Origin of the sequence: Neptuniibacter sp. QD34_54 (assembly GCF_047778055.1) — a bacterium.
GTDB lineage: Bacteria > Pseudomonadota > Gammaproteobacteria > Pseudomonadales > Balneatricaceae > Neptuniibacter.
Genome location: NZ_CP180546.1, coordinates 3,588,255 through 3,601,980, shown reverse-complemented (window position 1 = coordinate 3,601,980; position 13,726 = coordinate 3,588,255). Strand labels below are relative to the sequence as shown.

Sequence of the window (13,726 nt, the reverse complement as noted above, 5' to 3'; positions counted from 1 at the left end):
CTCCGTTAGGAGCTTGAAAGAATGAAAGATCTGCTGAATCTGCTGAAAACACAGGGCCAATCTGAAGAGTTCGACTCTATCAAGATCACTCTGGCCTCTCCGGAAATGATCCGTTCATGGTCGTACGGTGAAGTTAAAAAGCCGGAAACTATTAACTACCGTACGTTCAAGCCAGAACGTGAAGGTCTATTCTGTGCCAAAATATTTGGTCCAGTAAAAGACTACGAGTGCTTGTGCGGTAAATATAAGCGCATGAAACACCGCGGTGTTATCTGTGAGAAGTGTGGCGTTGAAGTAACGCTAGCTAAAGTTCGTCGTGAGCGTATGGCGCACATCGAACTTGCTTCTCCTGTAGCACACATTTGGTTCCTTAAGTCTCTGCCATCCCGTATCGGTTTGATGCTGGATATGACGCTACGTGATATCGAACGTGTTCTTTACTTCGAATCTTTTGTAGTAATCGATCCAGGCATGACTACGCTTGAGCGCGGTCAGCTACTGAACGATGAGCAGTACTTTGAAGCGCTAGAAGAGTTCGGTGATGACTTCGACGCACGTATGGGTGCAGAAGCTGTTAAAGAGCTATTGTCTTCTATTGAGCTTGAAGAAGAAGTTAATCAACTGCGTGAAGAACTACCGCAGACTAACTCTGAAACTAAGATCAAGAAGCTTTCTAAGCGTCTTAAACTACTAGAAGCTTTCTACAAGTCAGGCAACAAGCCTGAGTGGATGATTCTTGAAGTACTACCAGTACTTCCACCAGATCTTCGTCCGCTAGTACCACTAGATGGTGGTCGTTTCGCGACATCTGATCTTAACGATCTTTACCGTCGTGTTATCAACCGTAACAACCGTCTTAAGCGTCTACTTGACCTTAATGCTCCAGATATCATCGTACGTAACGAAAAACGTATGTTGCAGGAATCTGTTGATGCATTGCTAGATAACGGCCGTCGCGGTCGTGCGATTACTGGCTCTAACAAGCGTCCTTTGAAATCTTTGGCTGATATGATCAAAGGTAAGCAGGGTCGTTTCCGTCAAAACCTTCTAGGTAAGCGTGTTGACTACTCTGGCCGTTCTGTAATCGTGGTAGGTCCGTACCTACGTCTACACCAGTGTGGTCTTCCTAAGAAGATGGCACTTGAGCTATTTAAGCCATTCATCTTCTCCAAGCTAGAGCTTCGTGGTCATGCGACTACAATCAAAGCTGCTAAGAAGATGGTTGAGCGAGAAGAAGCACTAGTTTGGGATATCCTAGACGAAGTAATCCGTGAGCACCCTGTACTACTTAACCGTGCTCCAACACTTCACCGTCTTGGTATCCAGGCATTTGAGCCGGTACTGATCGAAGGTAAAGCTATTCAGCTACACCCACTAGTTTGTGCGGCATACAACGCCGACTTCGACGGTGACCAAATGGCTGTACACGTTCCACTGACTATTGAAGCTCAGTTGGAAGCGCGTGCGTTGATGATGTCTACAAACAACGTACTATCACCTGCTAATGGTGAGCCGATCATCGTACCTTCTCAGGACGTTGTATTGGGTCTTTACTACATGACTCGTGAGCGTGTGAATGCGAAAGGTGAAGGCATGGTATTTGCCGACATCGAAGAGATTCAGCGTGCACAAGGCGCAGGTCAGCTAGATCTTCAAGCGAAGATTAAAGTACGTGTTACTGAAAGCATTCGTGACATCGAAGGTAACCTAGAAACGATTACTGAAATGAAAGAAACAACGGCCGGTCGTGCTTTGTTGTTCGCAATCGTTCCAGCAGGTCTACCTTACGAGCTTGTTAACCAGCCAATGAAGAAGAAAGCGATCTCTCGCCTTCTTAACGAAGCGTACCGTCGCTGTGGTCTGAAAGATACAGTTATCTTTGCTGACCAACTGATGTACATGGGCTTCCGTCAGGCAACTATGTCTGGTGTTTCTATCGGTGTTAACGACTTCGAAATTCCAGCTGAGAAAACAACTATTATCGATGAAGCAGAAGCTGAGGTAATGGATATCGAACGTCAGTTCGCTGATGGTTTGGTAACTCAGGGCGAGAAATACAACAAAGTTATCGATATCTGGTCTCGTGCTAACGAATTGTTGGCTAAGAAGATGATGGATAACTTGAAGACTGAGCCGGTTATTACAAAAGATGGTGAAGAGTCCGAGCAGGAATCTTTCAACTCTGTATACATGATGGCCGATTCCGGTGCCCGTGGTAGTGCTGCACAGATTCGTCAGTTGGCGGGTATGCGTGGTCTGATGGCTAAGCCGGATGGCTCAATCATCGAAACACCGATCACTGCGAACTTCCGTGAAGGTCTAAACGTACTTCAGTACTTTATCTCTACTCACGGTGCTCGTAAGGGTCTAGCCGATACGGCATTGAAGACAGCTAACTCCGGTTACCTAACGCGTCGTCTAGTAGACGTGGCACAAGACGTAGTTATCACAGAACATGATTGTGGTACTGAAGAAGGTCTTGTGATGGTACCTCTGATCGAAGGCGGTGACGTAGTAGTTGCGCTGGGTGATCGTGTACTAGGTCGTACAGTGGCTGTTGATGTTCTAGACCCGCAGGGTGTAGAAGTTCTAATCGAAGCGGGTACGCTTATCGATGAAGCGTGGAAGCATCGCCTAGAAAACGACGAGAAGTACTCTTCTATCGATGAGATTATCGTACGTAGTGCAATCACGTGTCGTACTCGTCATGGTATCTGTGCAAGCTGTTACGGTCGTGATCTAGGTCGTGGTCACTTGGTTAACCCAGGCGAAGCAGTAGGTGTTATCGCTGCTCAGTCAATTGGTGAGCCAGGTACACAGCTAACAATGCGTACGTTCCACATTGGTGGTGCGGCATCACGAGCAGCTGCTGTAGACAGCATTCAGGTTAAGAATGGCGGTGAAATTCGTCTTCACAACCTTAAGTTTGTAGAGCGTCCAGATGGTGCTTTGGTTGCAACTTCTCGTTCTGGTGAACTAGGTGTAACTGATGAGCACGGTCGTGAGCGTGAGCGTTACAAGCTTCCATACGGTTCTGTGATCAAAGTTAAAGACGGTAGCTCTGTTGAAGCAGGCGACATCGTAGCTAACTGGGATCCACATACTCACCCAATCATCTCTGAGGTGGCGGGTAAGGTTGAGCTTTCAGGCATGGAAGACGGTATTACCGTTAAGAGCCAGACTGATGAGCTAACAGGGCTATCTACAACTGAGGTATTGGACGTTAAAGATCGTCCAGCAGCAGGTAAAGATATCCGTCCTATGATCAAGCTATTGGATGCGAAAGGTAATGAAGTAATGCATCCAGGTACAGATTCTGCAGCGCAGTATCTACTACCAGCTAAAGCGATCATGAACCTTAGCGATGGCGCTGAAGTACAAGTAGGTGACGTTCTTGCACGTATTCCTCAAGAAGGTACTGTGAACAAGGATATCACCGGTGGTCTGCCGCGAGTTGCGGATCTATTCGAAGCACGTAAACCTAAAGAGTCTGCGATTCTTGCAGAAGTTTCTGGTCTAATCGGCTTCGGTAAAGAGACTAAAGGCAAGAAACGTCTTGTGATCTCTCCTAGTGATGCAGAGCCACATGAAACAATGATCCAGAAATGGCGTAACCTGAACGTGTTCGAAGGTGAACATGTAGAGAAGGGTGAGGTTGTTTCTGACGGTCCGTCTAACCCGCATGACATTCTACGCGTACTAGGTGTAGAAGAACTGGCGAAATACATCACTGGTGAAATCCAGGACGTATACCGTCTACAGGGTGTAGGCATCAACGATAAGCACATCGAAGTAATTGTTCGTCAGATGCTGCGTAAAGTTGAGATCGTATCTGCGGGTGATTCTACATTCATCCCAGGTGATCAGGTTGAATACCAAGCTGTATTGGCAGAGAACGAAGAGCTAGAGGCTGCTGGTAAGATCCCAGCTAAGTACGATCGCGTACTATTGGGTATCACTAAGGCATCTTTGGCTACTGAGTCCTTTATCTCAGCAGCATCCTTCCAGGAAACAACTCGAGTTCTAACGGAAGGTGCGGTAACAGGTAAGCAGGACTTCCTGCGCGGCCTGAAAGAAAACGTGGTAGTAGGTCGTCTGATCCCAGCGGGTTCAGGTCTTGCTTACCATGAAGAGCGTAAGCGCAAGCGTGCTCAACCTGCTGAAGGTGAGTCCGTGACAGTAAGTGCTGAAGAGGTTCAGCAGGCACTGACAGAAGCGCTAAATGCTTCAATGCCAGATGCTGAATAACAATTTATTCGAAAATATTGAATAAATAGTATCCAGTATTTGACGTTTAGGGCCGGAATTGATTAAAATTCCGGCCCCTTTGTGATTGGATTGTGTAAATCCAATTTTTTTATGGTGTTAAATCAAAACGTGGAGTTTGCTTAATGGCAACGATTAACCAGCTGGTACGTAAACCACGTAAACGCAAAGTTCAGCCAAGCGATGTTCGTGCATTGCAGGCTTGTCCTCAGCGTCGTGGCGTTTGTACCCGTGTATACACCACTACTCCGAAAAAACCGAACTCAGCACTACGTAAAGTATGTCGTGTTCGTTTGACCAACGGCTTCGAAGTTGCTTCCTACATTGGTGGTGAAGGTCACAACTTGCAGGAGCACAGCGTTGTTCTAATTCGTGGTGGTCGTGTTAAGGACCTTCCTGGTGTTCGCTATCACACAGTTCGTGGCGCACTAGATTGCTCAGGTGTTAATGAGCGTAAGCAAGGCCGTTCTAAGTACGGTGCTAAGCGTCCTAAGTCTTAATCGTCGTCCCAACATAGTGCTTTAGTTATCTAAACACTGTGTTGAATACACGGTAAGAGTAAGGCCTAGCATCAATTGCTTGGAATACCTGAAGACCTTTTAATTTATTGAGGGCTTATCAATGCCTAGAAGACGCGTCGCTGCAAAGCGCGAAATTTTACCGGATCCTAAATTCGGAAGCACAGTTCTTGCTAAGTTTATCAACCATGTAATGGTTCACGGTAAGAAGTCTGTAGCTGAGAAGATCGTTTACGGTGCTCTAGATAAAATCGAAGAGCGTTCTGAACAAGATCCAATCGAGCTATTCGAAAAAGCTCTAGAAGCTATCCAGCCAGCGGTTGAAGTTAAATCCCGCCGTGTTGGTGGTGCTACATACCAAGTACCAGTTGAAGTACGTCCCGCTCGTCGTATGGCTCTAGCTATGCGTTGGGCTGTAGACTCTGCTCGTGGTCGTGGTGAGAAGTCAATGGCTCTGCGTCTAGCAGGCGAGTTGATGGACGCTGCTGAAGGCCGTGGTGCTGCAGTTAAGAAGCGTGAAGACGTACACCGTATGGCTGAAGCGAACAAAGCATTCGCTCACTACCGCTTCTAAGATACTGAGGATTAAGTCGTGGCTCGTAAAACTCCTATCGCACGTTACCGTAACATCGGGATTTGTGCGCATGTAGATGCCGGTAAAACGACTACAACTGAGCGCGTCCTGTTCTACACCGGTCTTTCTCATAAGATCGGTGAAGTACATGATGGCGCTGCGACAATGGACTGGATGGAGCAAGAGCAGGAGCGTGGTATTACAATTACTTCTGCTGCAACTACTTGCTTCTGGAAGGGTATGAACCAGCAGTTCGATGATCATCGTATTAATATCATCGATACTCCTGGGCACGTTGACTTCACCATCGAAGTAGAGCGCTCACTGCGTGTGCTTGATGGTGCGGTTGTTGTGTTATGTGCATCTTCCGGTGTCCAGCCTCAGACAGAAACGGTTTGGCGTCAAGCTAACAAATATGAAGTTCCGCGCATGGTATTCGTCAATAAGATGGATCGCCTTGGTGCGGATTTCTTCATGGTTGTAGATCAGTTAAAAGATCGTCTTGGCGCTAATGCTGTACCAATCAATTTCCCGATTGGCGCAGAAGAAGATTTTGTTGGTGTTGTCGATCTGGTTCGCATGAAAGCCATTATGTGGAATGAAGCGGATCAGGGTATGACCTACGAGCTGGAAGATATTCCAGCTGATTTGCAAGATAAAGCTGATGAGCTTCGCGAGGAGCTGGTTGAAGCTGCTGCTGAAGCATCAGAAGAGCTGATGGAAAAATACCTTGAAGAAGGTGATCTATCAGAGGAAGAGATTAAACAGGGGCTTCGTGCTCGTACCTTGGATAACGATATCGTTCTTATGCAGGCTGGTTCTGCGTTTAAGAACAAAGGTGTTCAAGCTGTTTTGGATGCGGTTATCGAATACATGCCATCTCCGATCGAGGTTAAATCGATCGAAGGTACGCTAGATGATGAACAGGAAACTGTTGCACAGCGTGAGGCTGATGATGATGCGCCGTTCTCTGCGCTTGCATTTAAAATTGCTACAGACCCATTTGTGGGTACGCTTACGTTCGTACGTGTGTACTCGGGTGTTCTTAAATCGGGTGATGCGGTCTTTAACTCTGTTAAGGGTAAAAAAGAGCGTGTTGGTCGTATGGTGCAGATGCATTCTAACAACCGTGATGAGATTAAAGAGGTTCGCGCAGGCGATATCGCAGCTCTAATTGGTATGAAGGATGTAACTACGGGTGATACTTTATGTGATGGTGACAATAAAATTGTCCTTGAGCGTATGGAGTTCCCTGCACCAGTTATCTCTGTAGCGGTTGAGCCTAAGTCTCAAGCTGATCAAGAGAAAATGGGTATTGCGCTAGGTAAGCTTGCGCAAGAAGATCCATCTTTCCAAGTTGAAACAGATCAAGAGACGGGTCAGACAATTATTTCCGGTATGGGTGAATTGCACCTTGATATTCTCGTGGATCGTATGAAGCGTGAATTTAAGGTTGAAGCCAATATCGGTAAACCACAGGTAGCCTACCGTGAGAAGATCCGTCAGTCTGTTGACGCAAACCACAAGTTTGTACGTCAATCAGGTGGTCGTGGTCAATATGGTCATGTTGTCGTTGAATTTAGCCCTTCTGATGAAGAGGGTCTAGAGTTTATCAACGAGATTGTCGGTGGTGCTATTCCTAAGGAATACATCCCAGCTGTACAGAAAGGTATTGAGGAACAGATGCATAACGGTGTCATTGCTGGCTACCCGTTAATCGGCCTTAAAGCACGTTTGTACGATGGGTCCTTCCATGATGTTGACTCCAACGAAATGGCGTTTAAAATCGCTGCATCTCAGGCGCTTAAAAAGTTCGCACAAGAAGCAAATGCGTGCTTGTTAGAGCCAATGATGAAAGTTGAAGTTGTAACCCCAGAAGATTACATGGGTGACGTGATGGGTGACCTGAACCGTCGTCGTGGTCTTGTGCAGGGGATGGAAGACAGTTCTTCGGGTAAGATTATCAACGCTCATGTACCGCTGGGTGAGATGTTCGGTTATGCAACCGATCTACGCTCCGCGACACAGGGTCGTGCGACTTACTCGATGGAGTTTCTCGACTACGCTGAAGCGCCACAAAATGTCGCTGACGCTGTAATCAATCAGAACTAATATTTTTATTCGCCTAATTACTTGAGGTAATGAAAAGTGGCTAAAGAACAATTTGAACGCTCAAAACCGCACGTTAACGTTGGTACAATCGGCCACGTTGACCACGGTAAAACTACTCTAACAGCAGCTCTAACTCGCGTATGTGCAGAAGTATGGGGCGGCGACGCTGTTGCATTTGATGGTATCGACAACGCTCCAGAAGAGCGTGAGCGTGGTATCACAATCGCAACTTCTCACGTTGAGTATGATTCTCCAGAACGTCACTACGCACACGTAGACTGTCCAGGCCACGCCGATTATGTTAAGAACATGATCACTGGTGCTGCACAGATGGATGGCGCGATCCTAGTATGTGGCGCGACTGATGGTCCAATGCCACAGACTCGTGAGCACATCCTACTATCTCGTCAGGTAGGTGTACCTTACATCGTAGTATTCCTAAACAAAGCAGACCTACTAGCAGAAGACTGTGGTGGTGCTGACTCTGAAGAATACGCTGAGATGCTAGAATTGGTTGAAATGGAGCTTCGTGAGCTTCTAGACCAATATGAATTCCCAGGTGATGACACTCCAATCATCCCAGGTTCTGCTCTAATGGCCCTAAACGGCGAAGACGACAACGAACTTGGTACTACTGCTGTTAAGACTCTAGTTGAAACTCTAGACTCTTACATCCCAGAGCCAGAGCGTGCTATCGACGGTGCTTTCATCATGCCTATCGAGGACGTATTCTCTATCCAGGGTCGTGGTACTGTAGTAACTGGTCGTGTTGAGCGCGGTATCATCAAAGTTGGTGAAGAAGTTGAAATCGTAGGTATCAAAGAAACTACGACTACTACTTGTACTGGTGTTGAGATGTTCCGTAAGCTTCTTGACGAAGGTCGTGCTGGTGAGAACGTTGGTGTTCTACTACGTGGTACTAAACGTGAAGAGGTTGAGCGTGGTCAAGTACTAGCAGCTCCAGGTTCTATCACTCCTCACACTCGTTTCGAGGGTGAAGTATACGTACTATCCAAAGAAGAAGGCGGTCGTCACACTCCATTCTTCAAAGGTTACCGTCCACAGTTCTACTTCCGTACAACTGACATCACTGGTGCATGTGAGCTTCCAGAGGGTGTAGAAATGGTAATGCCTGGTGATAACGTTCAAATGGACGTTACACTAATCAACCCAGTAGCAATGGAAGAAGGTCTACGTTTCGCGATTCGTGAAGGTGGTCGTACTGTAGGTGCTGGTGTTGTATCTAAAATCGTTGAGTAATTAAAACTCTTTGATTTGAAAAAGCCCTCCTTGTGAGGGCTTTTTTGTGCCTACTTATAAGCTTGTTCGGGGGTGTAAGTATAGATTGTTTGTTAATTGTACAAATTAATCCTGCTTACTGTTGACCTTCGCAAGTGACATAAGTAGAATTTGCGTCCCCCTCATAGTAGGGGGAGGTCGGCGTATGCCGTAAAATTATTTTTTGGAAATGTGTGATCGAAATGCAGAATCAGAAAATTCGTATTCGTCTGAAAGCCTTTGATCATCGCTTGATCGACTCTTCTGCGCAGGAAATCGTAGATACTGCAAAGAGAACTGGCGCTCAAGTACGAGGTCCGATCCCACTTCCTACTCGCAAAGAACGCTACACTGTTCTGATTTCTCCTCACGTAAACAAAGATGCGCGTGATCAGTATGAAATCCGTACACATAAGCGTGTTCTAGACATCGTTGAGCCAACTGAAAAAACAGTTGACGCATTGATGAAGCTAGATCTTGCTGCGGGTGTTGAAGTGCAGATCAGCCTCGGCTAAAAGGCAACTGCGCAGAGTTAATTTTAATTAATGAAGCGCTTATTAAGTGTGGAATGCTCTGGAAAGGGCAGCCGTAGTGGGTAACAGCCCCGTACACAACTGGCAAGAGGTTTTAAAAGAAAATGTCTGTAGGTCTTATCGGACGTAAAGCGGGTATGACTCGCGTCTTCACTGAAGACGGCGTATCCGTGCCAGTCACCGTCATCGAAGTGGAACCGAACCGTGTTACTGCTGTGAAAACAGAAGAAACCGACGGCTACCAAGCAGTGCAGGTTACTACTGGTGCTAAGAAGGCTAACCGCCTTTCTAAGCCAGAAGCTGGTAACTTTGCTAAAGCTGGTGTTGAAGCTGGTCGTGGTTTGTGGGAGTTCCGCCTGTCGGGTGGCGACGAAGTCAACGTTGGCGACGAGCTAACAGTTGCGCGCTTCGAAGCTGGTCAGAAAGTTGACGTAACAGGTCAGTCTAAAGGTAAAGGTTTCCAGGGTGGCGTTAAGCGCTGGAACTTCTCCATGCAGGACGCGACTCACGGTAACTCTCTTTCTCACCGTGCTCCGGGTTCTATTGGTCAATGTCAGACTCCTGGTCGTGTTTGGAAAGGCAAGAAGATGGCAGGTCAAATGGGTAATGCTCAGGTTACTGTGCAGACCCTAGAAGTTGTTCGCGTAGACGCTGAACGCAACCTGTTGTTGATCAAAGGTGCTGTTCCAGGCGCAACTGGCGGTGACGTAATCGTTAAACCAGCTGTTAAAGCTGGCGCCTAAGGGGGTTTGAAATGAATCTGAATTTAGCTGGAGCTAATGGTTCGGTTGAAGTTTCCGACCTGGCTTTTGGTAAAGAATTCAACGAAACGCTAGTTCACCAAGTGGTTACAGCTTACTTGGCTGGCGGTCGTCAAGGCACTAAAGCTCAGAAAAACCGTTCTGCGGTTTCTGGTGGTGGTGCTAAACCATGGCGTCAAAAAGGTACAGGTCGTGCACGTGCGGGAACTAGTCGTTCTCCAATCTGGCGTGCCGGTGGTGTTACCTTCGCGGCTCAGCCGCGTGACTACACTCAGAAAGTAAATAAGAAAATGTACCGCGCAGCAATGCGTTGCATCTTCTCTGAGCTTGTACGTCAAGAACGTCTGGTTGTTGTTGAAGATTTCGCTTTGGAATCTCCAAAGACAAAACAGTTTGTGGCTAAGCTGAACGAGCTTGAGCTGACTAACGCACTGCTGATTACTGAAGATGTAGAGCAGAACTTGTACTTGGCTGCACGCAACGTACCACACGTTGATGTTCGTGACGCTGCGGGTGTTGACCCGGTTGCCCTAGTTGGCTTCGATAAAGTACTAGTTACTGTTGCTGCTCTGAAGAAAATCGAGGAGAAGCTGGCATGAAACAGGAACGCATTTATCAAGTGCTGCTGGGTCCGCACATCTCCGAGAAAGCTACTATCGTAGCTGATGGTTCTCAGCAAGTGGTATTCCGTGTGGCTAAAGACGCTACCAAACCAGAAATCAAGCAAGCAGTAGAAGAACTGTTCAACGTTAAAGTTAAAGGCGTGAACGTTCTTAATGCTAAGGGCAAAACCAAGCGTACACAGCGTGGTTTAGGCAAGCGTAGCGATGTGCGTAAAGCATATGTTGCACTAGCTGACGGCTCTGAGATTGATTTTCTTGGTGGCGAGTAATAGAGGGTATATAAAATGGCAGTGACTAAAACTAAGCCGACCTCTGCTGGACGCCGTCATGTAGTTAAAGTGACTAATACTGAACTGCATAAAGGCAAGCCTCATGCAGCTCTTGTTGAGAAAAAGAGCAAGAGCGGTGGTCGTAACCACCACGGTCGCATCACTACTCGTCATATTGGCGGTGGTCACAAACAGCAGTACCGTATCATCGATTTCCGTCGTAACAAAGACGGTATTCCAGCGACAGTTGAGCGTTTGGAATACGATCCAAACCGTTCTGCGCATATCGCACTAGTTGTATATGCAGACGGTGAGCGTCGTTACATCATTGCACCAAAAGGTGTTTCTGCGGGCGCTAAGATCATGTCTGGCGATTCTGTAGATATTAAGCCTGGTAACACTATGCCTCTACGCAACATTCCAGTGGGTTCTGTAATCCACTGTGTTGAGTTGAAGCCTGGTAAAGGTGCACAGATTGCTCGTTCAGCGGGCACATCTGCGCAGTTGGTTGCACGTGAAGGTGCTTACGCAACTCTTCGTCTACGTTCTGGCGAAATGCGTAAAGTCCTAGTTGAATGTCGTGCAACTCTGGGTGAAGTGAGCAACAGTGAGCACTCCTTGCGTCAGCTTGGTAAAGCTGGTGCTACGCGCTGGCGTGGTGTTCGTCCTACTGTTCGTGGTGTTGCGATGAACCCAGTAGACCACCCACACGGTGGTGGTGAAGGTCGTACTTCCGGTGGTCGTCACCCAGTGTCGCCATGGGGTGTTCCGACTAAGGGTTATAAAACTCGCAAGAACAAGCGTACTGATAAGTTGATCGTACGCCGTCGTAACGCTAAGTAAGAGGATACAGCTGTGCCACGTTCACTGAAGAAAGGTCCATTTATCGACCTTCACCTGTTGAAAAAGGTAGAGTCTGCAATTGAAGCAAACGACCGTCGTCCAATCAAAACTTGGTCACGTCGTTCTACGATCTTCCCGAATTTCGTAGGTTTGACAATTGCAGTACACAACGGCCGTCAGCATGTTCCGGTATTTATTTCCGAGGACATGGTTGGTCATAAACTGGGCGAGTTTGCTGTGACACGTACTTACCGTGGTCACGTAGTAGACAAGAAAGCCAAGCGATAAGGAGTTAGATGATGGAAGTTGCCGCTAAGCACAAAGGCGCCCGCATCTCTGCACAGAAAGCACGTCTGGTCGCTGACCAGATCCGTGGTAAGTCTGTCGGTGAAGCTCTGGATATCCTGGCGTATAGTCCTAAAAAAGGTGCGGCGCTTGTTAAGAAAGTACTAGAGTCTGCTATTGCTAACGCAGAGCATAACGAAGGTGCTGATATTGACGAGCTACGTGTTTCTACAGTTTTTGTTGATGAAGCAATGACTATGAAACGCATCAAGCCGCGTGCGAAAGGTCGCGCTGATCGTATTTTGAAGCGCTCCTGTCACATCACTGTAAAAGTGGCCGACTGAGCTGACTGCTAGGAGATTCCGTTATGGGTCAGAAAGTACATCCTACGGGTATTCGTCTCGGTATTGTTAAAGATCACACTTCTGTGTGGTACGCAGACAAGAGCGAATACGCAAGCAAGCTGCAGAACGATCTGCAGGTGCGTGAGTACCTGGACAAGCAGCTTGAAAAAGCATCTGTTAGCCGCATCGAAATCGAGCGTCCTGCACAGAATGCAAAAATTACTATTCACACGGCTCGTCCGGGCATCGTGATTGGTAAGAAAGGCGAAGATGTTGAGAAACTACGTAACACTGTATCTGAAATGATGGGTGTTCCAGTTCACATCAATATCGAAGAAATTCGTAAACCAGAACTAGACGCGCGTCTTGTTGCACAAGGTGTTGCAAGCCAGCTTGAGCGTCGTGTTATGTTCCGTCGTGCCATGAAGCGCGCGGTACAGAACGCAATGCGTCTTGGTGCTAAAGGTATCAAGATTCAGCTAGGTGGTCGTCTTGGTGGTGCCGAAATCGCTCGTAGCGAATGGTATCGTGAAGGTCGTGTGCCATTGCACACACTTCGTGCTGATATCGATTACGCTACTTATGAAGCGCACACTACTTACGGTGTGATCGGCGTTAAAGTCTGGATCTTCAAGGGTGAAGTTCTTGGTGGCATCGAACAAGTTCGTGCTGAAAAGAATGCGCCTAAGAAGAAAGGTAAGTGAGGTAGACGTCGATGCTACAACCAAAACGTCTTAAGTTCCGCAAAATGATGAAAGGCCGCAACCGCGGTCTAGCACAGCGCGGTAGCACTGTAAGCTTTGGTGAATTTGCACTGAAAGCGACCGGTCGTGGTCGTATCACTGCACGTCAGATCGAAGCAGCGCGTCGTACCATGACACGTCACGTTAAGCGTGGTGGTAAAATCTGGATCCGTGTGTTCCCAGACAAGCCAATTTCTAAGAAACCGCTTGAAGTACGTATGGGTAAAGGTAAAGGTGCGGTTGAGTACTGGGTTGCTCAAATCAAGCCAGGTAAGATTCTGTTCGAAATGAGCGGAGTTGATGAACAGCTTGCATCTGAAGCGTTCACCCTAGCTGCTGCAAAATTGCCTGTTGCAACAACCATTGTTAAACGGACGGTGATGTAATGAAAGCAACTGAACTACGTGAAAAGTCCGTTGATGAACTACAGCAAGAGCTACTAGGTCTTCTAAAAGAGCAGTTTAACCTGCGCATGCAGAAGACAACTGGTCAGCTTGCTCAGAATCATCTTCTAGGACAGGTTCGTCGCGATATCGCTCGTGTGAAGACAGTACTCAACGAAAAGGCAGGTAACTAA

General features: G+C 47.3%; 15 protein-coding genes. All 15 read left to right on the top strand.

Features of this window, described 5'->3' with window-relative positions; translation table 11 throughout:
* The first annotated feature begins 21 nt into the window (after positions 1-21).
* Complete coding sequence (rpoC, locus tag ACMXYP_RS16555; RefSeq protein WP_415882742.1) at positions 22-4,248, top strand: DNA-directed RNA polymerase subunit beta'; 4,227 nt, start codon at positions 22-24, stop codon at positions 4,246-4,248.
* Positions 4,249-4,391: 143 nt separating this feature from the next.
* Complete coding sequence (gene rpsL, locus ACMXYP_RS16550; protein ID WP_007021369.1) at positions 4,392-4,766, top strand: 30S ribosomal protein S12; 375 nt, start codon at positions 4,392-4,394, stop codon at positions 4,764-4,766.
* 121 nt (positions 4,767-4,887) lie between these two features.
* The gene (gene rpsG / locus ACMXYP_RS16545) at positions 4,888-5,358 is read left to right on the top strand and encodes a 30S ribosomal protein S7 (RefSeq protein ID WP_415882741.1); all 471 of its coding nucleotides are present in this window, start codon (positions 4,888-4,890) and stop codon (positions 5,356-5,358) included.
* An 18-nt stretch (positions 5,359-5,376) separates the two neighbouring features.
* Positions 5,377-7,470, top strand: coding sequence for an elongation factor G (gene fusA / locus ACMXYP_RS16540; RefSeq protein ID WP_415882740.1), 2,094 nt, complete (start codon positions 5,377-5,379; stop codon positions 7,468-7,470).
* Between the two features lie 36 nt (positions 7,471-7,506).
* Positions 7,507-8,730: an elongation factor Tu gene (gene tuf, locus ACMXYP_RS16535; RefSeq protein WP_415882739.1), complete on the top strand. Its 1,224-nt coding sequence runs from the start codon at positions 7,507-7,509 to the stop codon at positions 8,728-8,730.
* Positions 8,731-8,951: 221 nt separating this feature from the next.
* On the top strand, positions 8,952-9,263 hold the full coding sequence (gene rpsJ / locus ACMXYP_RS16530) for a 30S ribosomal protein S10 (protein WP_075174125.1): 312 nt from the start codon (positions 8,952-8,954) through the stop codon (positions 9,261-9,263).
* Positions 9,264-9,385: 122 nt separating this feature from the next.
* Positions 9,386-10,024, top strand: coding sequence for a 50S ribosomal protein L3 (gene rplC / locus ACMXYP_RS16525; RefSeq protein WP_415882738.1), 639 nt, complete (start codon positions 9,386-9,388; stop codon positions 10,022-10,024).
* 11 nt (positions 10,025-10,035) lie between these two features.
* Positions 10,036-10,641, top strand: a complete 606-nt coding sequence (gene rplD, locus ACMXYP_RS16520) for a 50S ribosomal protein L4 (protein ID WP_415882737.1) — start codon at positions 10,036-10,038, stop codon at positions 10,639-10,641.
* On the top strand, positions 10,638-10,934 hold the full coding sequence (gene rplW, locus ACMXYP_RS16515; RefSeq protein ID WP_299179655.1) for a 50S ribosomal protein L23: 297 nt from the start codon (positions 10,638-10,640) through the stop codon (positions 10,932-10,934). The genes rplD and rplW overlap by 4 nt, the downstream gene beginning before the upstream one ends.
* A gap of 15 nt (positions 10,935-10,949) precedes the next feature.
* Positions 10,950-11,777: a 50S ribosomal protein L2 gene (rplB, locus tag ACMXYP_RS16510; RefSeq protein ID WP_415882736.1), complete on the top strand. Its 828-nt coding sequence runs from the start codon at positions 10,950-10,952 to the stop codon at positions 11,775-11,777.
* Between the two features lie 12 nt (positions 11,778-11,789).
* The gene (rpsS, locus tag ACMXYP_RS16505; RefSeq protein WP_415882735.1) at positions 11,790-12,065 is read left to right on the top strand and encodes a 30S ribosomal protein S19; all 276 of its coding nucleotides are present in this window, start codon (positions 11,790-11,792) and stop codon (positions 12,063-12,065) included.
* An 11-nt stretch (positions 12,066-12,076) separates the two neighbouring features.
* The gene (rplV, locus tag ACMXYP_RS16500; protein WP_415884689.1) at positions 12,077-12,406 is read left to right on the top strand and encodes a 50S ribosomal protein L22; all 330 of its coding nucleotides are present in this window, start codon (positions 12,077-12,079) and stop codon (positions 12,404-12,406) included.
* A 23-nt stretch (positions 12,407-12,429) separates the two neighbouring features.
* Positions 12,430-13,110, top strand: coding sequence for a 30S ribosomal protein S3 (rpsC, locus tag ACMXYP_RS16495; protein WP_415882734.1), 681 nt, complete (start codon positions 12,430-12,432; stop codon positions 13,108-13,110).
* Positions 13,111-13,121: 11 nt separating this feature from the next.
* A complete protein-coding gene (gene rplP, locus ACMXYP_RS16490) occupies positions 13,122-13,535 on the top strand; it encodes a 50S ribosomal protein L16 (RefSeq protein WP_415882733.1) in 414 nt (137 codons plus the stop codon).
* On the top strand, positions 13,535-13,726 hold the full coding sequence (gene rpmC / locus ACMXYP_RS16485; RefSeq protein WP_299179666.1) for a 50S ribosomal protein L29: 192 nt from the start codon (positions 13,535-13,537) through the stop codon (positions 13,724-13,726). Before rplP ends, rpmC begins: the two co-directional genes overlap by 1 nt.

What these genes read in the sequence shown, in the direction of transcription:
- rplC (WP_415882738.1), top strand. Translation starts at nt 9,386, where the DNA reads ATGTCTGTAGGTCTTATCGGACGTAAAGCGGGTATGACTCGCGTCTTC.
- rplD (WP_415882737.1), top strand. Translation starts at nt 10,036, where the DNA reads ATGAATCTGAATTTAGCTGGAGCTAATGGTTCGGTTGAAGTTTCCGAC.
- rpsC (WP_415882734.1), top strand. Translation starts at nt 12,430, where the DNA reads ATGGGTCAGAAAGTACATCCTACGGGTATTCGTCTCGGTATTGTTAAA.
- rplW (WP_299179655.1), top strand. Translation starts at nt 10,638, where the DNA reads ATGAAACAGGAACGCATTTATCAAGTGCTGCTGGGTCCGCACATCTCC.
- rplB (WP_415882736.1), top strand. Translation starts at nt 10,950, where the DNA reads ATGGCAGTGACTAAAACTAAGCCGACCTCTGCTGGACGCCGTCATGTA.
- rpsL (WP_007021369.1), top strand. Translation starts at nt 4,392, where the DNA reads ATGGCAACGATTAACCAGCTGGTACGTAAACCACGTAAACGCAAAGTT.
- rpmC (WP_299179666.1), top strand. Translation starts at nt 13,535, where the DNA reads ATGAAAGCAACTGAACTACGTGAAAAGTCCGTTGATGAACTACAGCAA.
- rplV (WP_415884689.1), top strand. Translation starts at nt 12,077, where the DNA reads ATGGAAGTTGCCGCTAAGCACAAAGGCGCCCGCATCTCTGCACAGAAA.
- rplP (WP_415882733.1), top strand. Translation starts at nt 13,122, where the DNA reads ATGCTACAACCAAAACGTCTTAAGTTCCGCAAAATGATGAAAGGCCGC.
- rpsJ (WP_075174125.1), top strand. Translation starts at nt 8,952, where the DNA reads ATGCAGAATCAGAAAATTCGTATTCGTCTGAAAGCCTTTGATCATCGC.
- rpsG (WP_415882741.1), top strand. Translation starts at nt 4,888, where the DNA reads ATGCCTAGAAGACGCGTCGCTGCAAAGCGCGAAATTTTACCGGATCCT.
- rpoC (WP_415882742.1), top strand. Translation starts at nt 22, where the DNA reads ATGAAAGATCTGCTGAATCTGCTGAAAACACAGGGCCAATCTGAAGAG.